The sequence below is a fragment of the Paenibacillus sp. LC231 genome (assembly GCF_001860525.1).
In the GTDB taxonomy this organism is placed as follows: Bacteria; Bacillota; Bacilli; order Paenibacillales; family Paenibacillaceae; genus Paenibacillus_AQ.
This window is the reverse complement of record NZ_JFOM01000015.1, coordinates 577,603-603,776: the sequence shown is the minus strand read 5'-3', so window position 1 is coordinate 603,776 and position 26,174 is coordinate 577,603. Positions and strand designations below refer to the sequence as shown.

Genomic DNA, 26,174 nt, shown 5'->3' with positions numbered 1-26,174 from the left:
TGTCAAAATCTCGTTTGTCCTACTTCATCAACGAGAGCAGTTTACACACATTGCGCTCCATGTCTTCTCTCTGTTCCGGCGGTACATATTGGAGCAGAGCCAGTGCGGCATAAGGCACTTTGATGGCATGCGGATCTTCATACCGTTTGCTCCAATAGGCTGAATCCGTAATCGACGCACCTTCGGCAGCATCAACTCCCTGATTCGAAAGCAATTGTGGCTTTAAACGGTTGAGTTTCATTTGCAGCCGGTGATTGCTTTGCCCAAGCTTGGCAAGCTGACCGTATCCGAGCCGCTCCAGCTCAATCAGTGCGTGTGCGTGGGTAATGCCATGCTCAAGCTCACCGGCAAAAAAATAATATTTGCCATCAACGTGCTGATCCGGCAGCACGAGTTCCAGCTCGGAAAGTGCACGGCTTGCCAAATCGGATGCATTCCGGTAAGGAGGTATTTCCGAAAGTGAGATTTCCGCGAGATCCAGCTGCGTATAATCTTCAATGCCATAATACCTTGCAAGCTTGTGTTCTACTGCTGCATCTTCCATCAGCTTGAGAATGCCTCGCACGATAGATGGCGTCAGAAAGTCCGGACGGTCCCGTAATGCTTTCAGTCCCAAGACGGCCAGGGTCACCCCGTGTCCGGAGGTACTCAGATTCGTCAGGTTAGGCAGCAGTCCTTCAATGAGTTGATTCATTAATTCAGGCTGCGCAGGCTCGGGAGGATAGGGTTCAAACCAATCTTCATGCTGAATACGCAAATGCAGGCAATTGGCGGCCAGGCCCTGCAGTACATCTTGCGGCAAATCAAACTCCTTCTGCATGTAATAAGCCGCCAAATACGCCCCGCCAACATGTCCTTCAAACCACCCAACCTCGCCGCCGCGGCTCAAGGCCGTAAGACCATCCTCCAAATACCGGTCACTAATGACCGAATTCACCTCCTTCCCTTCGATTGCACTCGGCAGATTCAGCCTGGCTGCAATGTCTTTGGGCAAGCTTGTTATTTTCATTCGGATGCTGTAACCATACATTCTGAAATGCAAACCATCCTCGTTATCCGAAACCATCATCCGCCGATCCAGAGTGGAGCGAACCCGGTCCAGAAACCGTTCGTCCGTTACTCCGTAAGTGATCTCCAAGGATGGTGCCAGCGCATTCATGGCGATCGGAATCCATTTGCGCTTTGTTGATACAACAACGGCATGAGCCGTTCCTCCAATGGCAAAAGCGAATTGCTCCGACTCCTTGGCGATTGTTAATCCGAGCGTCCGCTTCATCCATAATCTTGCGGCTACCGGATCCTCCACAGGCAATCCCACCTCCCGCAAGTACAGGATGCCATAGGTGCCGTTCGGCGCAAGCACCCCTTCCTTCAGATCTTCGTGTGCGATAAACTCAAGCAAGTTCCCATCGCCATCCTTGAAGTATACGTTCACGCCGGAATCAAAGCGCTCAACCACTTCACCGTCAGGCCATTTCAACAAAGGTACCTGCTCTGCAAGCTTCTGGACCATGAATTCAAACTGTGAATAAGGCACTTCAAACGCGATATGAGCAGGAGCTATAGATTCATACGCTTCTTCAAAAGCGAGCGTGAAATCCGGTGTAGGCTGAAATACGATCTCCACCTCGCTTTCGCTTGCTACCGGGAAATGAAGTAACCCGTGGTAGAATTGTTTTACACCCTGAATGGATACCGTCTTTAATTTCAGTCCGGCAAAATGAGTGATCATGAGGTCTCAACCTCCTCTTTACCGCTGATCTTCTTGACCAGTTCCATAAAGATGGACAGCGCCTCTTTAGCCCGATAATCCAGTACAATCGTGCCTTCTGCCGCTTCGGATTCGTAAATGGTCCGCTGAGAACCGCCAATGGATATCCATTCCGGACTATTGATCCCGTGCAAATTACGGATGGTAGCCTGCATTTGCTGCAGTGAACTCACGCCGACCGCCCCTCCCGCAGAGCTTACCGAAAGAACCGGTTTACCTGAGAAATGCATCTGTCCCAAATGATCCAATGCGTTCTTCAAGACTCCGCTCATCCCTCCGTGGTACTCTGGTGTCGTCAAAATAATGCCATCCGCCTCCATCAACAGACGCTGCAGCTCGCGCACGCCATCATGGCGGTTGAATATCTCGTCTGGTGAATAGAAAGGAAGCGGTGTTTCATACAGATTAAACAGCTTCACTTCCACGAACAACGTATTCATTTGCGCTTCCAGGGCTTTGGCCAGAACGGTACTTGTGGCTTCCTTGCGATTGCTGCCAGCTATAATCACGATTTTCATAGTACTTCCTCCCTTATGGGTATCAAAGGTTTTGTTAAGTACATTGTAGAGGAGGCAAGCCACGGAAATCGTCAACATTAAGAGTGATTTTACAAGCAAAAGCTCTCATGCCTTCGGCTGAGAGCTTCTACAACTATAGTCTTAGATATGATCGTTATGTACGACGGATACAGCAATCCTTATACGATGCCATGCTTGAGCGCATAAATGGCCGCCTGAGTCCGGTCCGCAACCCCCAGCTTATCGAGCAGATGGCTGACATGGGTTTTAACTGTCTTCTCGGTAATGTAAAGCGCTTCGCTGATTTCCCTGTTATTCATCCCTGATGCAATCAGCTGTAATACTTCCTGCTCCCGGCGGGTAAGTTTATCCACCTGCGCAGTCTCTTCCTGATGGCCGGATCCGCCGGTCTCATCCGTCCCCGCCGGTGATGTAACATGCGTCATGAGCAGGCCTGCCGCATCCGGATGCAGTTCAACTTGGCCTTCATACACGCGTCTGATCGCAGCCACCAGATCCTCAGGCTCAATATCCTTAAGGAGATAGCCGCGTGCGCCCGCCCGAATGGCTGGCAGCACATGGTCATAATCGATAAACGAGGTCAGCACGATGACTTTAATATGAGGCTGTTCTTTTTTTAACCGTGCGGTCGTATCGATTCCATTGAGAATCGGCATATTCAGGTCCATTAACACGACATCGGGATTTAGCTGATTGGCCTTCTCTAACGTTTCCTCGCCATTCGCGGCTTCGCCAACCATCTCGATATCCGGCTGCGTAGCAAGAAAAACCTGCAATCCCCGTCGTACCATGGCATGATCGTCAGCGATCAACAATCGGATCATCGGTGATCCCCCCATTCTCTATTGATCTCAACCTTAAGGGCAGCGAAACCTCAATAATGGTTCCCTCTCTGTACACACTGTATAGACGGAATTGTCCTCCGAGCGATTCCGCCCGTTCCCGCATGCTGGACAACCCAATCGAATGTCTTGTCAGCTCGTTCAATCGTTGCTTGGAAATCCCGCGGCCATGATCTTCGATCCGAAGTTCAACTTCATCTTCCCGGAGGGTTAATACTACCGTTACTTCCTTTGTATCCGCATGCTTGCTTACATTGTTCAGCGCCTCTTGACCAATCCTCCACAATGTTTCTTCCACGATCCGGGGCAGGTCCCGTATCCCGTTGATATGTGAGCTTACATGAAGTTTCAATCGTTCGCCGTATTGTTTCAGGCCTGTCATAAGCCCTTCTTCAAGTCCGGGTGGGCGAAGCTGCATGATCAGCTCCCGCATTTCCTTAAGCGCGCTTTGCGACAGAACCTGTATATCATGGATGGTGTCCTGCAGCACACTTGTCTGCTCATGCGGCTCTGCGGCAAGCATTCCCCCCACTCCCTTGGACATCATCACCAGCGAGAACAGGGTTTGACTTACCGAGTCGTGCAGGTCCCGAGCGAGACGATTTCGTTCATCCATTCTTGCGAGCTCCCGCCGGTTTTCCTCCAGACGGATGCGTTGAAGGGTCATGCCGATATGTTCAGCCAGTGCCTCGATCACCTCGATATCCGCCCGGTACGAATCGCCGTAATGATCGAACCCTACCAAAAGCAGTCCAAATGAGGTGTCCCCGGCAGCCGCCAGCCGAACCGCAACCGCTCGGGAGATGGAGGATATCCATCCCTGTTCAACCAAAAGATCTGCAAGCCGCTGTGCGTCTTCTGCACTCACCGGGTTCGGATTGACCTCTCCCTTGCCAGCACGGATTCGTGCGGCTTCAGCAAGCGAAAATTCGGCATGGGGCAGCGTCGTCTGCCCTCTGCTGTAGAGGGCACGCAGCGTCATTTCGCTGCCGACAGGCTCCAGCAATGCGGCAACCGGCCAGTCAAAGTAACGGCCCATTAAACTCATGACTTGCTTCGTTAATTCAGCTCGGTTAACCGCTTGGGAAGCATAAGCACCGAGTGCGCTGCTATATTCCCCAAGCCGGGCAAACAAATCCGCTCGGCGCTGCTCCGCTGCATATAGCCGCATGCGCTCAATGGCGCTGCCGATTTGGTAGGCAACCGATTCCAGCAGCGCCAATTCCTCTTTAGTGAAATGCAGCTTCCCGGGTGCAGCCACATTCAGTACGCCGAACCTGCGGCTGCCGGATCGCAGCGGAACGGTTGCATGGTGGGTTATGCCTTCCGTATCCCCCCACTGATACCGAACGGCGTTATCCAGACGTTTGCAATTCAATATGTTCACGGCATTTTTCAGACGTCCGTCATCGTAACGCTCCAGGCACCAGCAGCTGCCGCATCTCATAGGTTCGTTATCGTTCCGGCTCAGGGCAGGCGGCAAATTCCGGCTGGCTACGAATTCATGCGTTCCCCGATCTTCCACCAGGAACAGCCAACCGGTCGTAAGTCCGGTTAGTTCCAACAGCTTGGCAATAACAACGTCCAGCATGGGGCCAAGCTCATTGGACTCGTTCAATGTTTCTGCGATCGTCTTCAGCGTAATTAACTCCTGAATATGCGGATCGTGATTGGACATACATGAAAGCTCCTTCTTTTTTGCATTCTGAAGTAACTATATTATATAATCCTGTCACACACCATCAAAATGCGCCTATGGAGCCCTTCGGACGTTTCTCAAATCATTCACCCCATGAATTTTGGTAAAAAACAATTAATATTGTTTTATCTCTTGCAAATTCCCACCTACATATGGCTTAATATAGAAGTCGGGGCCGACGAAATGAGCTGAAAGGAGGCTGATTGCAATGATTCAGATCCGTGAGGTGGTATTCGCGTAAAGCGAATATCCGTTAAAATGGGAGCCCGCTGCGGGCTCCCTATATCTATTTTTAAATCCAATAATTCAAAAAATCCAAAAAAACCAATATCACGAAAGGAGGAGGGCAAGCATGATCAATGCAATTGTTTTGAAACTCAGCGATAGCTTAAATATGTATACAGAAAGAGGAGGGCATCGATGGGCCATTACAAGAACGGAAGAGAAGTGCTTCCCCCCGAGCTGCTGCAGCAAATTCAACAGTATATAGATGGAGAATTACTCTACATACCGAAACAGAGCGAGCAAAGAGCCGGCTGGGGAGAGTTAAGCGGTTCCAAACAACGCATCGAAAGTCGAAATAAAGAAATGTATCGCGCTTATTGCAAAGGACGGTCCATTGAGGAATTGGAACGGACCTACTTCCTGTCTGGAGAAAGCGTGCGCAAGATCATAAGTAAACTTACCCGCGTAGGGACCTAAAATCGATGAGATTTAACGGTCTGCTCACGGATTAACATAGGACTGTTCCCTTGGGGCGCAGTCCTTTCCATTTTATATGAACGAACCACATAACAGAAAATGCCCGACTGTAGACGAATCTACAGTCGGGCATTTGTTATACCCTAACGTTCTTCCCCCTTATCCCCTGCAACATCCCAACGATGGCGAAATTTCTCCAATCGCGGGTGCAGATACGGCGGCTCCGACAAGAGGATTAGCCTCAGCTTCACAATCCATTCCTCGAAGGAGGAAAAGGAGGCAAACGCATTTGCCATCTCAGGTGTCAGAACAAGAAAATGGGGACTTCCGTATTTCTCTGCCAGATGACGAAGCGCGGTATCGATCGGCGTGTATTTTTTTCGTTTCGACTCGAAAGGTTCAATCACAACCGATGATCCTGCATGATCTTCGATCCATTCCTGAAGCTGTTTCTCCCGCTTGTAATAAGGGCTGACCGGCTCCTTGAACATCCGCTTCGCTGTCTCTTCATGCAGCGGATACAACACCAGTTTTACAAATGACCGTTCTTCTAAAATGGCAGCGGCCTGCTCCAAATCCTCCTGAACCTGCTCGAAGAGGTCGTAGAATATTAAGGTTCCTTTGGTTGTCGGCTTTGGGGGCTCGTAACCGTAAGGAACATACTCCAAATTACGCGGCATGATGGAACTTCACCTCTCTTTTACTCTGATGACGGGGATGAAAACCTCGGTGGCACGCGATGCTGGGCAGCCTGCTCAAAGCCGTAGGCTAATTGGATCAGCACGGGCTCGCTATATGCCGTCCCGATGAACGTAATGCCCTGTGGCCCCTTCGTAATATATCCTCCCGGCGCAATGACGCCATTCTCGGCATAGCCGCCAGGAACGGTTACCGATGGATACCCTGCCCGGGCAGCCAAATCCGGTCCATATTCATTACCCAGAAACAGCAGGGCGTCCAGCTGATACGCCTGCAAAACATGGTCAATCCCTCTCGCTCCCGCCATTTCTTTATTCTTCTGCTTGCTCTTAAGATACTCTGCTTCGGTCAATGTGCCGCTCGTTTCCTCGGCCCAAATCAATGTGCCCTGTCCATATTTCAAGGCAACCTCGGCGTGTGCCTCATTATAAGCGATAACCTCGGCTAGCGAATGAACAGGCAGAGACGCATCTACGTTCTCCAAATAATCATTGACATATTTTTTGAACTCATAGCGAAGGACATTGGCGTCCCATTTGGTATCCTGGCAAGGCAGCTCCACCGGATCAATTATGGTAGCTCCTTGATTCCGCAGCACTTCAATGGCGGACTCTACAATATCTAGTCTATCCCGATCCAGGTGCTTATAGTAGTATCGGGGGATCCCGATTCGGGCTTTCTTCAAATAACTCGAATCCAGATACTCCGTGTAGTCCTCCACCCTTTTTTGAGAATCGATCTTGGTCACTTCGTCCAGATCATCAGCTCCCGCGATCGCGCTAAGCAGAATCACTGCATCTTGCACCGTTCTGGTCATTGGACCTGCCGTATCCTGTGTGTGAGTGATAGGTATGATACCTGAACGGCTTACCAGTCCAATCGTCGGCTTAATGCCAACCAGGCTGTTCTGGCTGGAAGGACTGATAATCGATCCTGATGTTTCCGTCCCAATGGCCGCTGCGGCCAAATTCGCCGCCACCGCAGCACCAGAGCCTGAACTTGAACCACCAACAAACATTTCCCCTGGACCGTATGGGTTTAATGTAAGACCGTTTCTTGACGAATATCCTGCCCACATGGTCGGGGACATAAAGTTCGCCCATTCGGTCATGTTGCTCTTACCCAAAATAACAGCACCCGCTTTACGCAGATTCGCAGCAACAAAGGAATCTTTGGCAGCAAACGAATCCGCAAGGGTGATGGAGCCGGCACTCGTATGCAGCCGATCTCCGGTGTCGATATTGTCCTTAAGCAGGATTGGAATCCCGTGAAGCAATCCTCTTGCACCCTGGTCCTTGCGCTCCAGGTCCAGCTCCTCGGCAATTTGCAGCGCTTCAGGGTTTACCTCAAGGATTGATCGGAGAATTCCATCATATAACCCGATCCGCTCCAGATACAATTGAACCAACTCTACTGAAGTCATCCACCCCTCTGCCATTGCATGCTGCATATCCGAAATGGTTGCTTCCACAATCCATGCTTTTTTATCCTTGATCATATATATAGTCCCCCTGACTTATCTTTCTGAACTTACGGTAGATGGTGGGGATTAATGTTTCATATTTTAGCCTCCAAACGTTTCAGGATCCTATATGTAATTCGGGATATAGGAACAAAATCCCTCTTATTAATGCGTACTCGCGAGCACTACCTGCATGTTATCAGACTTTAAAGCGGACCAAGAATGACTTCTTGATCCGCTCCTTTTTTTAAAAAAGATTGCCCTAATCTTATTGATCAGGGCAACCCTTTCCTTGACGATTAACTTATGATCGTAATGACCGGCGCTGATATCGTCGGCTGTGTCGTGATAGCGGATGCTGTGTTCGTGAAACTGGCGATTTCCAATAACACCGGTATGCCCACCGGAACATCCGTCGTATCGAGCACCAAGCTGGCAGTTGTTAATGTCGATAAGGAAAGTTGTTGAAGCATGCCGTTGATATACACATTAAAGTATTCTGAACCTGTCAACGCGGGGAATGCTGTCACGGCTGCTTCGGCATCATCGACAAAACTCGTTGCCGGCATGGTAATCGAGTCTGCTCCAATCATACCCTCGGCGATCAGTGCAAAATAACGGGTTACCGCTGGCGTTACCGTTGTGGTGATCGTTCCGCCAGTTGCAACGGGAACCGTTGCGATAGCGGTAATGATAGGTTTAATAACGGGCATATCATCACTCCTCCTAATTAGGGATGTTGCAACTATGACTCTTTGCCATATTATCATTAAATGATAGTTTTTAAGTTTTGATCCCGGCATTCTCCCTATTCAAGCAAAAATAAATGAGAGAATGACGTATGATCCGGTCAATATATCCGTAAGCAAAGGATATATGTCCACTCGACTCCCCCACCGATGACATAAACTAAGTACATACATTCATCCGGGGCGGTGATAAGACTGAAAACTCCCGTGATTAAACGGAAGCGGTCTCCAATAATAAAATCCTCTAGGCATCACAAACACAGAAACCTCAAGAAGCGCCAATGTAAACGTGTCGTATCACCTAGCAATAGAAAAAGGTTCCGACCGCGCAAGACCAGATCCGATTATCCGGCCATCATTCCATCTGAATGGTCGGAAACACAACCGATAAGGAGCTCTAAAGGATTACCTGAATTACCTGGATTGCCTGGACAGCCAAGTAATCCAAGTCTGCAAGGTGATCCTGGCATTCAAGGGCCTCCAGGCGCGCCAGGTCTACCGGGCCCCGCCGGAGCATCTGGCATTCCGGGTCAGACGGGTCCCCAAGGGCTGCCTGGTTTTCCGGGGATTCAAGGCATTCCCGGGGTGCAGGGCATCCCAGGTTCTCAAGGTCCTCCGGGTCCTCCCGGTCCCCCTGGTCCACAGGGCATCCAAGGATTACCCGGAAGCGTAATCGTGCCGGAGATCATTGTACTGCCGACCACGCTTCGGTACTTTTATGTATTGATGTCCGAGGTTAATCTGGATGCTCCCTTTGTCGTATCTGCTGATCAATTTACGGATGATGACGGAAATCATACATTTCAGAGCATTGCGGTCGGTCCGAATACCTCCTCAACGGTTTATATCAACGGCATGATTCAGGAAGGCCGAATCTACACCCTCACGCCGGAAGCACTAACCTTGCATTCTCCCGGTGATATGCTCCTGCCCGGCACACCGATCTTGCTGGAGGTTTTGTATCTCACCGTTCAGGTGGGGGCTTGAACGGTGAGCAAAGCTCCCCGCTGCAGCCGGGCAGCGGGGTGTGAGCTGTAATATATTTTGTCATTGAAATAAGTAAGTTATATGTCTGGGCAGCTTGTCATTTCCAGCTTGATGTACTTTCGAACGATTTCATGTAGCCGGGTTTCACCCAAGTCAGCACATTAATTATACTAATAAATTAGCTATTTTAATTGAAACGCACCTTATATTTAGCTATGATATAATAAAATTAGCTAAACCGAGGTGAATTTTATGAGAGTCCCTTCCACCGATATGCAAAACAATTTCGGAAAGTATCTTAAGTTTACTGAGGCAGGCGAGGAAATCATCGTGACGAGAAACGGCAAAGATGTTGCCAAATTAATAGTCTATGCTGGCACAGAACTTGTCCTGAGAGAAGGGGCTGTGAAGTATACAGCCGACAATGACAAAGTCACTTACGAGGATTTCCTGGAACTAACCGAAGGCTCGGAACAGCGCCACGAGCTGATCGACGGAGTCGTGTATAACATGGCTTCCCCTTCATACAACCACCAACATGCAGTTAATGAACTGCATGGCACATTTTACAATTGGTTTAAAGGAAAACCCTGTACACCACTGACTTCTCCCCTTGATATTACATTGAAGAAGGAGGAGACAAATATCTGTGTCGTGCAACCGGATCTGGTCGTCATATGCGATAAAGATCAAATCAATGAGAAGGGGAATTATATGGGTACGCCTGACCTCGTCATCGAGGTGTTGTCTCCGTCTACGCGCAGCAAGGACATGATTCCGAAGCTTGATCTATACCGACAGTGCGGCGTAAAAGAGTATTGGATCGTTGATCCGATGAAAGCTCAAGTTATCCTCTTTTCCTTGTCCGACGGCGAGATCGCGGATGTGAACTACTTCTCCCAAGCCCAAGACTCTTTTGCGGAATCCAAACTTTATCCAGGCTTACAGGTTTCAATGCAAGATTTGTTTGCGTGACTACTATATATTAGGAAACAACCGCCTATTCGACCACCTGTTTTGCAACTTCAATAAGCATTTTCCATCTTATAATTATCTTCTTACGCCCATTCATGAAACCAATCCTCTTCTGTCGGCGTACTAAAAGAAAGCACTCACGCTGGTAGATGATCGTATACTTCCTAGTACTGCAATCCAAATCAGCATCAGCATCAGGTGAAAGGTGCTTTTATTTCGTAAACGCATTTAAAAATTATTTGAAAGAAGGAAGATCAAATGATTATTAAAACGACATCTACCATTGAAGGTTACCCGGTTAAAAGGTATATCGGCATTGTGAACGGCGAAGTCATTATGGGCGCTAATGTAGTGAGGGACTTTATGGCCTCCATTACCGATTTTGTTGGTGGGCGCTCTGGTGCCTACGAGAACAAGCTGCAGGAAGCAAGGGATGTAGCGTTTACCGAGATGAAAGACAAGGCTGAGCGAATGGGGGCCAACGCTATTGTAGCGGTGGACATCGACTATGAGGTCATTCGTGAGGGAATGCTGATGGTGGCCGTCAGCGGAACAGCAGTGGTGGTATAACCGGTAGTTTTCTGAAAGTTCTTGAAATTCTTGAAGTTCCTAGGCAGCCGGTCTAACCGGCTGCCTGTTTGTCTTTATGGTGCCATCACCTAAGTACCTGAATCAGTGTTGTAAACATAACCAAAATGGCTGGAATGTAGGTATCAGCAAATCTTTCGATTGTTTGTCGATCTCAGGTTGTCTCTTCTTTTTGTAGCCCTTTCATGTCATGGTTTTGTCCATGGTCCGTCTGGAAAGCGTCATTAATGAAGCAATATTAATGAAAGCCCAAACTGAAACCGAAAAAAAGACCGCCGCAGCGATCTTATCTTTAACTATTGAATCAATTATTCTAAACGACTACGCCCTTTTTGAGGATAATATTTGCGTACAGCGCTTTTTCGCCGGTCGACACGATGGCATAAGCATTCTTCGCCCGCTCATAGAACGAGAATCGCTCTACCTCATCAAACTGGACGGGAACGGGATGAAACTGCTTCACGATCTCACGGTATTCATTCCAGATCGGAGTTTCTACGGTATCCCCTGGCGTCACAGCCATCAGCGCTACCGGGGACTCAACATACGTATCGAGCGGAAATAACGGCAATATCGCGTTTAATAACGCAGGAATTCCGTGTCCGTCTGCCCGGACCAACCGCTGTGTATGACTGGCTGCCGGAAAATTGGCATCGCCGAGCACAATTTCATCCGCGTGCCCCATCTCCATCAGAATCTTCAACAGCTCAGGCGAGAGCACATGAGATATGCCTTTTAGCATGATATGACATCCTTCTCTATCGAATTTGGATATAAGGCTTGGATATGTTAGGAGACGTCATTCTCTAAGATTTCCTTAACCTTACGGTTGTATCTGCTGTTGTTCGACAATGACTTGTAATGCTGGAATGCTGCCTCCCAATCCTCGTTGGACTCAGGCTCGTACCAGGCAAGCGGAAAAGACCGCTTGACGAGTTCCACTCCCTCTTCCCGATTGCGCAATGTGCCGTTCGCCACAAATTGAACCAGCATATTCCCGATGGCACTTGCCTCAATCGGTCCGGCCCACACTGTTCGGCCCATGGCATTGGCCGTATAACAGCACAACAGCTCGTTTTGAATGCCGCCGCCAACCATATGGAGCCCATCGTAATGGTACCCTGTCAGAACCTCCATTCGCTCAAGCACTTCCCGGTATCTCATAGCCAAGCTTTGCAGTATGCACTGGACATACTCTCCGGTGCTATGAGGAATGGGCTGCCCTGTCTCCCGGCAATAATCCCGGATTTCAGCCGGCATATCCGCCGGATTCATGAAGCGCAGGTCATCCGGGTTTATGAAGCTGCGGAACGATTCCGCGTCCTGAGCAAGTTCGACCAGCTCTGCAAATGAATACGTCAATCCTTGATTCTCCCATTGACGCTTGCACTCCTGAAGAATCCAAAGACCCATGATATTCTTCAGCAATTGAAAGGTTTGATAAGCTCCACCCTCATTGGAGAAGTCTTCTTCCAGCACGTCCGTATGGACAAGCGGCTCCGGAAGCTCGGTTCCGAGAAGCGACCAGGTACCGCATACAAGATAGGCAAATCGGAAGGTGTTTGCAGGAACGGCTACCACGGCGGATTCCGTATCATGTGATGCCACGGCAATCGCTTTAATCGCCGGAACGCCCAGCTCTTGCGCCACGGCATCCTGCAGCCTTCCAATCACGGTTCCCGGTTGTACGGGTTCAATGAACAGGGATGCGGAAAGCCCCAGCTCCTCCATTAAGGGCTCATTCCACTTGCCTTCTGTAACATGATAGAGCTGAGTCGTGGTGGCCATGGTGAACTCGCACGCCTGGACCCCCGTCAGATAATAGTTCAGAAGATCCGGAGTGAGTAGGAACTTATCTGCAATATCAAGCATCGGAGAGTTTGACTTGAGCATCGCATTTAACTGGAAGATCGTGTTAAACGGCATGAATTGCAGTCCGCTTTCTTGAAACAGACGTTCTCTCCCGACCTGCTCGCAGGTTTCCTCCACCATGCCTTCCGTCCGCAGATCCCGGTAATGATAAGGAACTCCGATGAGCTCCCCGTTACGGTCAATCAGTCCATAATCGACGCCCCATGAATCGATGCCATAACTAACCGGTTGATAGCCGGCTTGGAACGCTTTACGGATGCCATGCTTAACCTCCTGCAGCAGCATCGGGAAATTCCAGTGCAAATGCTGTCCCATCTGGACGGGTATATTGGCAAAGCGGTGAATCTCGGTAATCTTCAGCATGCCGGGCGATTCATGATCAGCAGAGCTGATCTCGCCCAGCAGCGCCCGGCCGCTGCTGGCCCCCAAGTCAAACGCAAGCACCGCGGATGAATTGCTCATAAGCCGCATCCTTTCTCACCTTAGTACTATACCGATCCGAGTTTGAACAACCGGATCTGACCCACAATCTTTCTATTTCATCTTCTGCAGGAGCTGAATACGATAATCTTCGCTCTCCAGCGCAGCGATATCATCCACTTCCTGATCTGTCAGCGGCACCGGTGTGCCGGCAGCCTTAGCGCTCAGATAAATTTTGGCGCTCTCCTCAACTACCTGGGTTCGGTAATACGCTTCACGCAGATTCCGGCCGGTTGTAACCAGTCCATGGTTACCAAGCAGGATGGAACTGGCCGTCGTTACTTTCTCCGCGACGGCATCTGCCAGCAAATCTGTCGTAGGAATGATGTAAGGGATGTATGCCGTACGTCCAACCAATGCCGCCTGGTCCGGAAACATCACAGGCAGCTCCCTCTCAACTAGCGTAAAGGCAATGCAGTGGGATGGATGTGTATGCACCATCGCCCCGATATCGGGGTTGCTCCGGTAACCATACAGGTGCATCAGCACTTCGGACGAAGGCCGTAATCCTATATCGGTAATATCGCCGGTCGGGATATCGACTTCGATCCATTGCTCCGGTTCAATCTCCTCCAGCGCAAAACCGCTCGGGGACAAATACATTTTGTCTCCGGCTCTCGCGCTGATGTTTCCTCCCGGTCCTACAACGAGTCCGCTGTCGACGATTTTTTTGGCATACTTGCAGAGTTCATTTCTCGTTTCCATGTTCAGCATGTTCTCCTACTCCTCTCGTTAACCTTATTTATATAGAGGGCCGAAATTCTGACAAGCGCGGAAGTCTGCGCTCTCCGGATCGGTCGTTCCGAACATTCCCCATGCGCGTGGGCGGAACACCTCTTGGGCTGGCACATTATGCATGTTGACCGGAATACGCAGGACCGAGGCTAGGGTGATGAGATCCGCTCCGATATGTCCGTAACTGATTACGCCATGGTTAGCGCCCCACTGGTTCATGACCTCATAAACGCTTGAAAACGCACCCTGTCCCGTAAGGTTCGGCACAAACCAGGTCGTTGGCCATGTCGGGTCTGTACGCTTGTCGAGCGTGTCGTGTACCTCCGCCGGCAGATCCAAGGAATAGCCTTCGGCAATTTGCAGCACGGGACCAAGCCCTTTTACCAGGTTAAGACGGAACATCGTCATCGGCATGCCGCCGCGCGTCAAGTAGTCGGTCGAGTAACCGCCGCCCCGGAAATACTCCAAGTTAGCCGGTCTCCACTGCGTGGCCTTCAGCGTGCGTTCGACCTCTTCATCCGTGATCTCCCAGAATGGCTTCATTGCCGGTTTGCCGTCAATCTCCTGCTCACCCGTTCCATCCAGTGCAGCCGAGCCGGAATTGATCAGATGCAGGATGCCATTCTCTGCTTTTCCTTCAAGCTTATAGCCGGTAACCCGTTCTACCGAAGCCGGACTCCAGTAAGTACGCACATCCGCGAAAATCTGTGCCGTATTGGTTAACAGGTATCCGAACAGCATGCCGACTCCGTTCAGGCTGTCATTCTCGGTTGCCACGATATACGGCGAACGTCTGCCGTTCCAATCGAAGGAGGAGTTGAGGATCGTCTCCAGGAAGTCACCGTTAGGGGAATGATCCGTCCACTGCCGCTGACCTTGGAATCCGGAAGCGATAGCGCTGTGGCCCTGCGCCTCCTCTTCAAAGCCAAGCTCCTTCAGGCGCGGATTACCGATCATCAAATCGCGGGTGATCAGCGTCATTTTGACGACGGTTTCCCACTCCAGATCTTTGCGCTCCCGGCTGTTCTGGAGATGATCCGGATTGTTATCCGGTCCTTCCGTACAGTTCTCCTTCACCCAAGCAAGCGCCTGTTCATATTCTTCAGGATCATAGATGCCCTCTTCCAAGCGGCGCGTAAACTCGCTCATATCTACATATTCGTTCCGCATGCCCAGATACTCCTGGAAGAAGCTGTCGTCCACGATCGAGCCGGCGATACCCATCGACACCGAGCCCATGGACAAATACGATTGTCCGCGCATGTACGCTGCAGCCAAACCGCTCCGTGCAAAACGCAGAAGTTTCTCTTGAACGTCGTCCGGAATACGGGTATCCCCTTCATCCTGAACGTCTTCGCCATAGATGCCGAATGCAGGAAGCCCCTTCTGGGCATGGGCCGACAGTACGGCAGCCAGGTAAACCGCGCCTGGACGCCCTGTTCCGTTAAAGCCCCATACCGCCTTTGGACGCGAAGGATCGACATCCATCGTCTCGGTGCCGTAACACCAGCAAGGCGTAACGGTTATGGTTAGGCCGACTTCGGCATTTTTGAATTTTTTGGCGGCTGCAGTCGCTTCGGCCACTCCACCAATGCACGTATCCGCAATCACGCATTCAACCGGCTCGCCGTTCGGATATTTGAGCTCCTTCGTCAACATCTCGGCGACGGCCTTTGCCAGATTCATGGTCTGTTCCTCGAGAGATTCGCGAACCCCTCTCCGTCTTCCATCTATCGTAGGGCGAATCCCGATTCTCGGAAATCCGTCCCGCCATCTGTAATCGTTTTCAATTGTCATGTATGTCACGCCTCCCTATAAGGATTATGACATCATTGTAAGATGATTCGGTGCAAGAGATAACCCACTATTTTGTTATATCGGATCCTAATTTCAGCAAGACAGTGAACCATCCCGAATAGCAGATGTAAACGATTTCCGCATGAAAGGGCGTTTTGCATTATAATAGGTAGAGGATGTTGCTTTCCAGGAGGGACAAGACCGTGCCAAAGATTGAAATCTCGCATAGCAAAAGCGATCATTTCCGCTTCATCAAAAATCCGGAGCTGCTCTTTGCCGGGCAGGTCGTGGACGAGGACTTCTTTTATGGACCGCCACAAATTCATGATTTCTGCGAGATCATCTATGTTGTAGAAGGATGCGGAGAATTCACGATTGCAGGAAAAATATACGAACTCCACAAGGGCGATGTCGCGATATATAACCCCGGCATTCCTCATGAGGAAAGATCCATCACGGACGGACCTTTCAAGGTGATCTACTGCGGCGTGGATTCGCTTCACATTGAAGGGGTTCCCCAGGGAATGCTGCTCCCGGCCTATGTGGAGCCAGTCATATCCTGTGAGAAATACGCCTATAAAGTGGAGAGCTATCTTTCCGAGATCCTCCGTGAATGCGATTCGCAGGTGCTGGGGTATGAAACGCTGAGCACCAACCTGCTGATGTCATTGATTACCGTAATCTATCGCATTGTGGACGTTAAACACCAATTCCAGTCCTTGAAGGGCAAGAACGAAATCGCGCTGCGGACCAAACACTTTATCGACACCAACTATACCCAGAGCATCAGTCTCAAGGACATTGCCGATACCATGTATGTCAGTCAGCATTATTTATCCCATCTGTTCAAAAAAGAAGTCGGAGATTCCCCCTTCAATTACTTGATATCCCGCCGGATTGAAGAGGCCAAGCGCCTGCTGGCGGATTCCGAAATGCCGGTACATGAGGTTGCTTCACAAGTCGGTTACGGCAATGATAAGTACTTCTCGATGTTATTCAAAAAAATTACCGGTCAAACGCCGAGCTCGTTCCGGGAACAGAGCAAACTGGGTACGGAGTAAGGGATTGCAATTTTATCTTTCCCGCAAAGCAGGCAGCCGTTGTGGTACGGCTGCCTGCTTTTTAAATATGAACGGCAATCTGCCTTCGATGTCGTCAAAAGTATGGGGCATGCTTGATTTTGATGGGACCGACAGCTTCGATCTTGCTCTGGCATCCCAGTCGGTAGCCTTCTTCGATTTCTTCTGGATCCAGGCGCCGCTCTTCGGCCAGACTGGGCTCGGACAAATATTCGATTCCCTCCACCACCATGCAGCGGCAGCGCGCACAAGTTCCTCTTTTGCAAAAAGAGTTCCAGTCCACCTCATTCCGCTCGGCCAGATCAAGCACCGTCATGCCAAGAACAGGCGCCACGCTGCGGCGAACCTCACGGCCTGCAAGTTCAATGATCGGATCCGGTACGGCTTCCATCATCTCTTCCGCTGCAGGGATCGAGGCTTTGTCTCCGCTATCCCCGCCCTTTTTCTTCTTCCAGAATTTAAACACCCGTATTATCCCCCTATGCATGTCATCATCAGGTTATGTATCAAATCCTTCATTTATTATACTGGAAAGTTTAAAAATTCAACATGCTTACTCTTATCGATTCTATGACATTGACATCATGGAATTGGAACTCTATGAAAATTTTGCTATACTAACGTATGCTAGACCCAATTCCATATTCTATGAAATCATTCTATTATTTTAATGGATCGGAGGAAATACATAAGCATGCTGCACAAACAAATAGGAAAAACAGCTGCTGCTGCCGTTCTTGCCTTATCCCTGCTCGGCACCACCCCCCATGTTAGCCAGGTACATGCAGAGCCTGCCATATCGGTAAAGCTGGATGACGTTACGCTAACCTTCGATGCGGCTCCGCGGGTTGACAGAGGGGTCACCTACGTTCCATTCCGGACGGTTGGAGAAGCACTGGGCATTCAAATCACGTGGAATAGCAAGACGCAAACCGTGAAGGCCATTGGCAGCGTGAAAGGCCAATCGACCGAAGTATTACTTCAAGTGGGGAGCACGAACGCAACCGTCAACGGTAAAAAAGTGAAGCTTGCAGCTCCGCCAGTCCAAAAGGAAGGCCGTGTGCTGATCCCGCTCAGCTCGTTCAGCAGCCAATTCGGCGTTGATGTGGGCTGGAACCAGGCGACTCGTACAGTCTCCCTGGTATCGCCGCAGCGCGACATGCATTTGAGAGCTTTCTATGCATTACAATCGTTCCAAGAACGGGATCTCGTGGAATCCATGAATTCTGTCGCCTTTGGCTGGAGCCGTATCGATCGCGAGGGTCAGTTCACGCTTCAAGGGGATGAGTACCGCCTTCCCGCTTCGGCCGGCGACGTTACGCCGCAATCAATTGTTGCCGATGCTGCAGACCAGGAGATTAAACCGTACCTCATGGTCTATGCCTTGGATGGAAACGGCGAATTAACCAAAGTCTTGAGCGACAGCAGTTTGCGCCAAAAGTCCATTGAAGGCATCACAGCCGCGGTAGCGGAGAACGGATTCGGCGGAGTTGTGCTTGATTTTGAAGGGCTCGGATTTAAACTGGATGCCGTGAAGCAGCAGAAGCTGCTCAATGATTACGTCAAGCAATTGAAAGTGGCATTGCCGAATGACGTTGCCCTGTCTTTAGCGGTGCCGCCATTGAACAGCGCTTATAAAGGATATGATTACAAGACGCTGGCCTCCATCGCTGATGACTTGATTGTTATGGCTTATCAGTACAATCCGGTCGGAACCAAATCTCAGGTTCCCGAACCGAACAGTCTCGTGGACCAAGCGATTCAGTTGGCACTCCAAGCAGGCGTCCCGAAGCAGAAGCTCTTGCTTGGCATCAGTTTAAGCAGCGAAACCGCCACTTCCGTGGACGATAAACTCGGCTTGGCCAAACGTTATGACCTGAAAGGTGCTGCTTTCTGGCGCCTAGGCTTGTTCCGCCTCTATAACAATGGAATGGAAGCTGCCGTGAATGCCTCTGTTGTTAAGGAGTAACCGAACACCCCTTGTGGGATGATCGACTTATAGTAAGAAAAACGTCTATCGAGGTACTTTCACAGATGACAGACCGCAGTTAGTAGAAGTTTTTCTTGCGATATCAGAAAGTCACAAGCTTCGAAGTTTATACTTTCCAATATCTAAAAAAAGAAAGCCTGACAAGGTCATCCCTTTGTCAGGCTTTCTGGTTATGTATCGTACCCTAAATGGCTGCGTTATCCAATTAGCTTGCGCTTCCTACCAGCTTCGCATAGTTTTCTTGACTCAAAACACGACGTGCCGTGACATAACGCGGCTCGTAATAGGAATCGCTAAGCTTGCTGATTCTGACTCCCTTGCTGCTGGAAGCATGTGCAAATTGTCCGTCACCAATGTAAACGCCTGCATGGGAAATTCCGCTACCGCTTGTATTGAAGAATACCAAATCTCCAACCCGCAGATCTTCACGATCCACATGTTCGCCCGCTTTAGCCTGGCTTTGGGAAGTGCGCGGAAGATCAATATCGAAATTTCTAAACATGTACAGTATAAATCCGGAGCAATCAAACCCGCTGGTAGTTGTTCCGCCCCATTTGTATGGAGTTCCTACCAATTGCTTCACTTGATACTGAAAATTCGGTTGTTGATCAGCAAATGCTGAAACGGCACCAGAAGAAAAAATAATTGCAGACCCTAGCAAGGTGATGACAAACTTCTTCAAAATATGTTCTCTCCTTCGATGCCTACGGAGTTAGCTAAGGGTTCGGTTGAAGGTTCCCTATACTCTCTATACAAGAGTAATTCACCCAAGACGGTTCCCCCGTTTTCACAAACGAAATTCGGCAAAATTCATTAACGTTTTGTAACCTTCTCTTAATATAGTATACAAGCAAGGATGCTGTCAATCATATCCTAAAAATCTATCGTTTTATGTTCGGAGCTGTCGTAAAGATGAAGAATTTCGGTCGGATATTAGTTAACCCTCTCACTCAGTCATGACAATTATGTAACTCTGTTTTTCTTCTCGCGCTGCTTTTTTTATTAATCTAGCAACTTTTTACAAATCTTTACGTTTACATAATAGAAATGAAATTAAAGAGGTGATCCTTCACTTATGAGTCAAATAACGATGGCAGAAGCACTAGCTGTCCGGGCAGCAATTAACCGTCTCATCAATCAGTTGATGTCGGAACGCTTGAACAATAGCAGCACGATCATTGAAAAAGGGGAGACGGCGGAATACCCTACGCGCAGCGTGGATGCCATTACGGAAGAAATCGAAGCGGCCGCAGCGGATTATAGGAAGCTGGATTTGCTGATGGCAATCTCCAATACCACGCAGACTATTCCCTGGAACGGCTCCGACATTACGATCATGGAAGCGATCGAGCTGGCCAAACAAATACGCAGCGATATCGGACAGCTTGCCCATCTCGGCTCCCGCAAGAAGCTGGAGCGCCAGAGCAGCCGTGGCAGCGGAGACGGTGCCATAACGCTGTTCAACGTCGCCTTATATGATCCGGAGGCATATCAGGCGCAAGCCCGCAAGAAGGAACGCGAGGTAACCAAGCTCTCTTCGCTGATTGAGCATGCCAATCATACGTCTCTGATTACGTTTGACGCATCCAAGTACATGGAATAGCGACAGCCGCCGGCTCCAAGCCTGCAGGTCACCCCACGTGCGGGTTTGGAGCCGGCGGTTTCCGCCGGCGGGCGGGAAAGTGCGAGCAACCGTTTATTGTTTGTCGGATACAAACAAACCTAACCAGAAACCAAAAAAATCGACTCCAGCGCAAACGGATGACGGTTTACGGTTCACGCCTATCACTTGTTACTTGTTACGGACTTATGACGCAAATAAATGATCGCTCCGTTTCCCGCTCTCTCTATAAATAATTGGAAAGCCGCCCTCAGAAGGGCGGCTTTTGTTGATTTCTCTTTAGCTAGGTAACTTGATACTACGTCGTCATTCCGAGCGCTCTTTCTGGTATCTATTTATCATTGATCCTATTCGTATCATTCTCTTCAGGCCTATGCTACTGGAACAAAGCCGCAGCTCCAACCAGACCAACATCGTCCCGAAGTCCTGCAGGAACGATCTCGTACGTCCCTAAATAGGACGGCATGACCAGCTTATCCGTCATTTCCCGCAGCTGCGGGAACAACAGCTCACCTGCTCTGCTCACACCCCCGCCAATGACGATGCGATCCGGGTTAAAGCTGTGAATGACGTTAACCAGTCCAAGCGCCATGTAATAGATGGCACGATCAATGACCTCCACTGCAACGGGGTCTTGAAGACGTTTGGCCTCGAATACATGCTTGGCGTTCACTCCCGCATCAGCTGCAGCCAGTTCTGAGATGACACTTGGCTGGGTAAGCATTCGCTGGGATGCTGCGAGTCCGATGGCTGTTCCAGAAGCAAATACCTCCCAACAGCCGTGGCTGCCGCAATTGCACTGCGGACCGCTGGGATCAATGATATGGTGTCCCAGTTCCCCAGCAAAGGAACTGCTGCCCAGGAACAGCTTCCCATCCAGCACGATGCCTGAGCCGATACCGGTGCTCAGCGTCACGTACACCATGTTCGTCGCCCCTCTTCCAGCACCTCTTACATACTCTCCCCATGCGGCTGCATTAGCATCATTCAGCACCTGAACTTCCGTATGCAGCTCACGTTCCATCCATGCTTTGAGGGGAACATTCGTCCATTGCGGCAGATTCGTCCCGTGAATGACAATGCCCTCCCGGCTGTTAACCGTTCCCGGCGAAGCCATGCCAATCCCTCGGAGCGATTGGCCGCCCGAGACGCTGCGAATCATATTCGTAATTCTCGTAACCACTTCTTCGGCCGTACGGGCGCCTGCCGTCTCCATTTGCTCCCGGTTCAGCAGCTGTCCTTCGGAATCAAAGAGCGCTGCCGCGATCTTCGTACCCCCAAGGTCAACGCCAACCACAAATTCTTGCTGTTTATTCAATACGGTTTGCAATTTTTGTTCACCTGTTTCCGATAGGTTTGCTACTTCTATTGATGTAAGCTGTCAGCCAATGATCGCAGCTCAACCGGATCAATGGGCTTCAGCCCTGATCGGCCATACCGGACAGCGGAGCCGAAATGCACCTCGCTCACGCCGGTCTGGTCGATAAAATCATGTATGATTTCCCACTTCAGGCCATTGCCTGCCAATATTTTAAGCTCGCTTCCTGCCGTATGTTCTACGAGCTCCCGAATTCTCGGGATGGCTTGCGGTGCAGACTGCGGTCCGCCAGACGTTAAGACGCGGGTAACCGACCGGTATTTCTGCAATGTACGAAGCCCTTCGAACTGATCCTCCAATTCATCAAAAGCCCGGTGGAACGTGACCTGCATATCCCCTGTCCATTCCAGCATTTTGACTAAGGAGACCTCGTCAATCTTTCCTTCCGGAGTCAACATGCCGATTACTACGCCAGCTGCGCCTGCCTTGCGGATCGCCTTCACCTCCGCGATCATGGTAGCTATATCATGTTCGTTGTACACAAAGGATCTGCTATGAGGTCTGACCATGACATGAACAGGAATCTGAACGGCTTTCACAACCTCTTCTACAAGCCCGATTCCCGGCGTAAGCCCGCCTTCGGTGATCGCCGTGATCAATTCCAGGCGGTCCGCGCCATTCTGCTCTGCTGTGATGGCATCATCCACGCATGTTGCGATTATTTCAAGCAGCATCATCGTCACTCCTTATTGAAGTTGATTCTTTATGCATGGGAAAACTGCTTCTCCACATAATCCGCGAGCAATCTCGCGCCGTATCCGGTAGCACCCGCTGCGGAATGAGGGAATTCCCGTTTATACTGGACCGTGCCCGCCATATCGATGTGCACCCATTCCATGGAATCCGCCACAAAATGACGGATAAACAGCGCAGCCGTTATAGCACCAGCCAAAGTGGACGTACCGACATTTTTCAGATCGGCATAATCGCTTCTAAGCTCTGATTCGTACTCGTCCATCAGCGGCATAGGCCATACGCGCTCTCCATTACGCTCACCGATCTCAACCAAATCGGCCGTAATCTGTGGGTCGCCCCAGATGCCCGCAATCTCCAAGCCCAATGCGGCTCCGACATTACCGGTGAGGGTTGCGATATCAATCACTTTATCTGCGCCAAGATTCGCTGCATGCAGCAGTGCATCGGCAATGATCAATCTGCCCTCCCCATCCGTATTGGCGACCTGAACGCTTAAACCGTTCGGATAATGAACGACGGAAGATGGTAGCATCGCATCCGGTCCCGATAAATTATCCGCAACGGCGATCAGCGCCGTTACGCGTACCGGAGCTTTTTGCGATACCAGAATATCCATGGCACCCACGACCGCTGCAGCGCCTCCCATATCCATACGAGCATCGCTGATGTCTCGGCCGATTTTAACGTTCATACCGCCCATATCAAAGGTTACACCTTTGCCGATGAGTATAATATGAGGGCTCTCCTTCTCGGAACCCGCCCCATTATAGGCAATCTCAATCATGGCAGGCTCATGCTTGCTGCCGGCTCCCACGGCGATCAGACCGTTCATCTGCCGATCATGGAGCTCTTGTCCGCGATACACATGTAGCTGAACGGGTGCCTTCTTGAAACGGTCCTCAACAACCGCTACGAACGCTTCCGGATTTAACGTTTCCGGAGACTCATTCACCAGGTCACGGGTGAACTGCGTCCCTTCGATCCGGATTTCTGCCGTCTGTATAATGGCTTCCAGATCTTCACGGGAGAGCCCCTCCCAGTCTTCCAGTCGAAGATGAAGAGACAGGGATTGCAGATTGGCCGTGACCCCGCGATGCTTATTGAATTGATATAGTCCATACATCCAGCCTTCAACCCACGCCTGGAGTTCATCCTCTATCGAAATCCGGGAAGATGCCCCGACGCCGCGGACTGAGGGGCGAATCAGCGCTGCGCTTGTTTTATTCTCCTTGAGCAATGCTCTCGCAGCTGATGCGCCTGTTCTGCGCACTTGCTCCAACGTCAGATTTGAACGCTGCCCCATGCCGACAATTAGATCATCCGCTTCTTGATCGGAGCGGCCAAAGAACCACGTCAGCGTCATGCGCTGCTTTCGAGATTCCGTTAAACGAAAATGAGACTCCTCGCCCTCATAAACCACATAAATCGAAGTATCTGCCAGGTGAGCTTCATCTATTGTGATGTTCATCGAGCCTTCCCTCCTCTATAAGAGAATCATCGCTGTTAAGCGTTTGTTAAGCGTTTTTCGTGATTTCATCGTCATATAAATGGCATGCCACCTGATGGCCCGGCTCAACCTCACGATAGACCGGCGTAATCTGTTTGCACACTTCCATGCAGGAAGGACAGCGTGTATGGAAGCGGCAGCCTGTCGGAGGATTCACCGGACTAGGCAGATCACCCTTCAGAATGATCCGTTCCTTCTTCTGCTTCGGATCCGGAACGGGTACCGAAGATAGCAGCGCTTGAGTGTAAGGATGCAGCGGGCGATCATACAGCGTATCTTTATCGGCGGTCTCCACGAGCGCTCCCAAATACATGACGCCGATTCGGTCGCTGATATGCTCAACCACGCTGAGATCATGGGAGATGAACAGATAAGTCAGGCCGTATTCCTCTTGAAGATCCTGCAGCAGGTTCAGCACCTGCGATTGGATGGAAACATCCAGCGCGGACACAGGCTCGTCGGCAACAATTAGATTCGGACGCACGGACAGCGCTCTGGCAATGCCGATCCGCTGCCGCTGACCGCCGCTGAACTCATGAGCAAAACGCTCGGCATGGAAACTGTTTAATCCGACCGTTTCCAGAAGCTCGCAGGCCAGTTTGTCCCGCTCTTTGGTGCTCAGCTTGGTATGAATCAGCAAGGGCTCCGCTACCAGTTCTTTGACTTTCATCCTTGGATTAAGAGAGGCGTACGGATCCTGAAAGACCATCTGCATGTCTTTGCGCAGCGGGCGCATCTGATTCTCGTTGTATCCGCTAATATCCGTTCCGTTAAACAGCACCTCGCCGCTATTCGGCGTCAGCAGACGGGTCACCAGGCGGCCGGTGGTCGATTTGCCGCAGCCGCTTTCGCCAACCAGACTGAAGGTCTCGCCTTTATGGATCGCGAAGGAGATTCCATCCACGGCACGAAGCTGCTTGGATGTACCGAAGAATCCTTTTTTCACCGTGAATGATTTCTGCAAATTCTTTACTTCTAATAGAGGTGTTTCTTTCATGCGGTTTCTCCTCCCTTCGTGTGACCTTCCTGTGTCAGCCAGCAGCGGCTCTTGCGATGTTCATCATGTGCGACAGGGAGAAGCTCCGGCTCCTGGGAGAGGCACTGCTCCATTACGAACGGACATCGCGGAGCAAACTTGCAGCCTTGCGGCATGTTCCGCAGATCCGGCACATTCCCTGGAATGGATTCCAAACGGCGTACCTTTTGTCTAAGCTTAGGCACTGAATGAATGAGCCCTTTGGTGTATGGATGCTGAGGATTCTCGAACAGCTCTTCAACCGTTGCCTCTTCCACGACCCTGCCTGCATACATGACAACCACCCGGTCGCACATTTCGGCCACGACGCCAAGGTCATGGGTAATGAGCAGCATGCCCATTTCCTGCTCGGTCTTGAGTCGGTTCATCAGATCCAGGATCTGAGCTTGAATCGTGACATCAAGGGCCGTGGTCGGCTCATCGGCAATCAACAGCTTCGGATTGCAGGACATCGCCATCGCAATCATGACCCGCTGCCGCATACCGCCGGACAATTGGTGCGGATAGTCATCCACGACCTCATCCGCCCGCGGAATGCCGACTAGTTTGAGCGAGTCGATGGCATGCTGCCGCGCTTTCTTGCGGCTATATCCCAAGTGCAGCATGATGGATTCCTCCAGCTGTTTCCCGATACGAAGGACGGGATTCAGGGATGTCATCGGTTCCTGGAAGATCATGGCCAGCTCGTTTCCGCGATAACGGCGCATTTCTTTTTCCGACATTTGTACGAGATCCTTGCCCTCAAAACTTACTGAGCCCCCGGATATTCGGCCGGGCGTATCCTTAAGAAGTCTCATGATGGACAGGGAGGTCACGCTTTTGCCGCATCCGGATTCACCCACGAGTCCAAGCACTTCGCCTTTATTGATGTGAAAATCGACCCCTGCTACGGCAAGCACCGATGAGCCATCGCGTTTGAATTCGGTTTTGAGACCCTTTACTTCAAGCAATGTTTGCGTCACGATCTATC

At 50.4% G+C, this 26,174-nt stretch carries 25 protein-coding genes and 1 riboswitch; of the genes, 7 read left to right on the top strand and 18 right to left on the bottom strand.

All coding sequences use genetic code 11. The features are described from left to right. Positions 1-19: 19 nt before the first annotated feature. From AK95_RS12885 to AK95_RS12870, 4 genes are all read right to left on the bottom strand, one after another. Positions 20-1,732 (bottom strand): VOC family protein, encoded by a 1,713-nt coding sequence (locus tag AK95_RS12885; RefSeq protein WP_071220340.1) that lies wholly within the window; start codon positions 1,730-1,732, stop codon positions 20-22. Further along, on the bottom strand, positions 1,729-2,289 hold the full coding sequence (locus tag AK95_RS12880) for an NADPH-dependent FMN reductase (protein WP_071220339.1): 561 nt from the start codon (positions 2,287-2,289) through the stop codon (positions 1,729-1,731). Before AK95_RS12880 ends, AK95_RS12885 begins: the two co-directional genes overlap by 4 nt. 179 nt (positions 2,290-2,468) lie before the next feature. After that, positions 2,469-3,134: a response regulator gene (locus AK95_RS12875; RefSeq protein WP_071220338.1), complete on the bottom strand. Its 666-nt coding sequence runs from the start codon at positions 3,132-3,134 to the stop codon at positions 2,469-2,471. Then, positions 3,112-4,830: a GAF domain-containing sensor histidine kinase gene (locus AK95_RS12870; RefSeq protein WP_071220337.1), complete on the bottom strand. Its 1,719-nt coding sequence runs from the start codon at positions 4,828-4,830 to the stop codon at positions 3,112-3,114. The genes AK95_RS12875 and AK95_RS12870 overlap by 23 nt, the downstream gene beginning before the upstream one ends. A 441-nt stretch (positions 4,831-5,271) precedes the next feature. On the opposite strand from AK95_RS12870, the gene AK95_RS12865 reads away from it, so the two are divergent. Then, a complete protein-coding gene (locus tag AK95_RS12865) occupies positions 5,272-5,553 on the top strand; it encodes a CD3324 family protein (RefSeq protein ID WP_006211013.1) in 282 nt (93 codons plus the stop codon). A gap of 143 nt (positions 5,554-5,696) precedes the next feature. Here AK95_RS12865 and AK95_RS12860 read toward each other — a convergent pair whose 3' ends face one another. From AK95_RS12860 to AK95_RS12850, 3 genes are all read right to left on the bottom strand, one after another. After that, positions 5,697-6,233, bottom strand: a complete 537-nt coding sequence (locus AK95_RS12860) for a hypothetical protein (RefSeq protein ID WP_071220336.1) — start codon at positions 6,231-6,233, stop codon at positions 5,697-5,699. A 20-nt stretch (positions 6,234-6,253) separates the two neighbouring features. Next, positions 6,254-7,750: an amidase family protein gene (locus AK95_RS12855; protein ID WP_071220335.1), complete on the bottom strand. Its 1,497-nt coding sequence runs from the start codon at positions 7,748-7,750 to the stop codon at positions 6,254-6,256. Between the two features lie 263 nt (positions 7,751-8,013). Further along, positions 8,014-8,427: a DUF4183 domain-containing protein gene (locus tag AK95_RS12850; RefSeq protein ID WP_071220334.1), complete on the bottom strand. Its 414-nt coding sequence runs from the start codon at positions 8,425-8,427 to the stop codon at positions 8,014-8,016. A 459-nt stretch (positions 8,428-8,886) separates the two neighbouring features. Here AK95_RS12850 and AK95_RS34765 point away from each other — a divergent pair, with 459 nt between their 5' ends. The 3 genes from AK95_RS34765 (at position 8,887) to AK95_RS12830 (ending at position 10,995) form a co-directional block, all read left to right on the top strand. Next, positions 8,887-9,450 carry a DUF4183 domain-containing protein gene (locus tag AK95_RS34765; RefSeq protein WP_083397607.1) on the top strand — a complete coding sequence of 188 codons (564 nt, stop codon included), beginning with the start codon at positions 8,887-8,889 and terminating at the stop codon, positions 9,448-9,450. Positions 9,451-9,702: 252 nt separating this feature from the next. Next, the gene (locus AK95_RS12835; RefSeq protein WP_071220331.1) at positions 9,703-10,425 is read left to right on the top strand and encodes a type II toxin-antitoxin system prevent-host-death family antitoxin; all 723 of its coding nucleotides are present in this window, start codon (positions 9,703-9,705) and stop codon (positions 10,423-10,425) included. A 258-nt stretch (positions 10,426-10,683) separates the two neighbouring features. After that, a complete protein-coding gene (locus AK95_RS12830; RefSeq protein WP_071220330.1) occupies positions 10,684-10,995 on the top strand; it encodes a YbjQ family protein in 312 nt (103 codons plus the stop codon). A 331-nt stretch (positions 10,996-11,326) separates the two neighbouring features. On the opposite strand, the gene fucU is transcribed toward AK95_RS12830, so the two are convergent. The 4 genes from fucU to AK95_RS12810 form a co-directional block, all read right to left on the bottom strand. Then, positions 11,327-11,755, bottom strand: coding sequence for an L-fucose mutarotase (gene fucU, locus AK95_RS12825; RefSeq protein WP_071220329.1), 429 nt, complete (start codon positions 11,753-11,755; stop codon positions 11,327-11,329). A 47-nt stretch (positions 11,756-11,802) separates the two neighbouring features. Further along, positions 11,803-13,347: a rhamnulokinase gene (locus AK95_RS12820; protein WP_071220328.1), complete on the bottom strand. Its 1,545-nt coding sequence runs from the start codon at positions 13,345-13,347 to the stop codon at positions 11,803-11,805. A gap of 72 nt (positions 13,348-13,419) precedes the next feature. Then, positions 13,420-14,079 (bottom strand): class II aldolase/adducin family protein, encoded by a 660-nt coding sequence (locus AK95_RS12815; RefSeq protein ID WP_071220327.1) that lies wholly within the window; start codon positions 14,077-14,079, stop codon positions 13,420-13,422. A 24-nt stretch (positions 14,080-14,103) separates the two neighbouring features. Beyond that, positions 14,104-15,897 carry an L-fucose isomerase gene (locus tag AK95_RS12810; RefSeq protein ID WP_071220326.1) on the bottom strand — a complete coding sequence of 598 codons (1,794 nt, stop codon included), beginning with the start codon at positions 15,895-15,897 and terminating at the stop codon, positions 14,104-14,106. 203 nt (positions 15,898-16,100) lie between these two features. Here AK95_RS12810 and AK95_RS12805 point away from each other — a divergent pair, with 203 nt between their 5' ends. Further along, positions 16,101-16,958: an AraC family transcriptional regulator gene (locus tag AK95_RS12805; protein ID WP_071220325.1), complete on the top strand. Its 858-nt coding sequence runs from the start codon at positions 16,101-16,103 to the stop codon at positions 16,956-16,958. A gap of 94 nt (positions 16,959-17,052) precedes the next feature. Here AK95_RS12805 and AK95_RS12800 read toward each other — a convergent pair whose 3' ends face one another. Then, positions 17,053-17,442: a 2Fe-2S iron-sulfur cluster-binding protein gene (locus AK95_RS12800; RefSeq protein ID WP_083397606.1), complete on the bottom strand. Its 390-nt coding sequence runs from the start codon at positions 17,440-17,442 to the stop codon at positions 17,053-17,055. A gap of 228 nt (positions 17,443-17,670) precedes the next feature. Here AK95_RS12800 and AK95_RS12795 point away from each other — a divergent pair, with 228 nt between their 5' ends. Next, a complete protein-coding gene (locus AK95_RS12795) occupies positions 17,671-18,945 on the top strand; it encodes a stalk domain-containing protein (RefSeq protein ID WP_071220324.1) in 1,275 nt (424 codons plus the stop codon). Positions 18,946-19,171: 226 nt separating this feature from the next. Here AK95_RS12795 and AK95_RS12790 read toward each other — a convergent pair whose 3' ends face one another. Next, positions 19,172-19,648, bottom strand: coding sequence for a C40 family peptidase (locus AK95_RS12790; RefSeq protein ID WP_071220323.1), 477 nt, complete (start codon positions 19,646-19,648; stop codon positions 19,172-19,174). A gap of 3 nt (positions 19,649-19,651) precedes the next feature. Continuing rightward, positions 19,652-19,782, bottom strand: a riboswitch (cyclic di-AMP (ydaO/yuaA leader). Between the two features lie 259 nt (positions 19,783-20,041). Between AK95_RS12790 and AK95_RS12785 the strand changes: the two genes are divergently transcribed. Then, a complete protein-coding gene (locus AK95_RS12785) occupies positions 20,042-20,569 on the top strand; it encodes a hypothetical protein (RefSeq protein WP_071220322.1) in 528 nt (175 codons plus the stop codon). 394 nt (positions 20,570-20,963) lie between these two features. On the opposite strand, the gene AK95_RS12780 is transcribed toward AK95_RS12785, so the two are convergent. From AK95_RS12780 to AK95_RS12760, 5 genes are read right to left on the bottom strand one after another with little or no spacing between them, the layout of a single operon-like run. After that, a complete protein-coding gene (locus tag AK95_RS12780) occupies positions 20,964-21,917 on the bottom strand; it encodes an ROK family protein (protein ID WP_071220321.1) in 954 nt (317 codons plus the stop codon). Between the two features lie 35 nt (positions 21,918-21,952). After that, positions 21,953-22,639, bottom strand: a complete 687-nt coding sequence (locus AK95_RS12775) for a copper homeostasis protein CutC (RefSeq protein ID WP_071220320.1) — start codon at positions 22,637-22,639, stop codon at positions 21,953-21,955. A 29-nt stretch (positions 22,640-22,668) separates the two neighbouring features. Then, on the bottom strand, positions 22,669-24,129 hold the full coding sequence (locus AK95_RS12770; protein ID WP_071220319.1) for a leucyl aminopeptidase family protein: 1,461 nt from the start codon (positions 24,127-24,129) through the stop codon (positions 22,669-22,671). Positions 24,130-24,175: 46 nt separating this feature from the next. Then, positions 24,176-25,165 carry an ABC transporter ATP-binding protein gene (locus tag AK95_RS12765; protein ID WP_071220318.1) on the bottom strand — a complete coding sequence of 330 codons (990 nt, stop codon included), beginning with the start codon at positions 25,163-25,165 and terminating at the stop codon, positions 24,176-24,178. Beyond that, complete coding sequence (locus tag AK95_RS12760) at positions 25,162-26,166, bottom strand: ABC transporter ATP-binding protein (RefSeq protein ID WP_071220317.1); 1,005 nt, start codon at positions 26,164-26,166, stop codon at positions 25,162-25,164. The genes AK95_RS12765 and AK95_RS12760 overlap by 4 nt, the downstream gene beginning before the upstream one ends. Positions 26,167-26,174 lie beyond the last annotated feature (8 nt).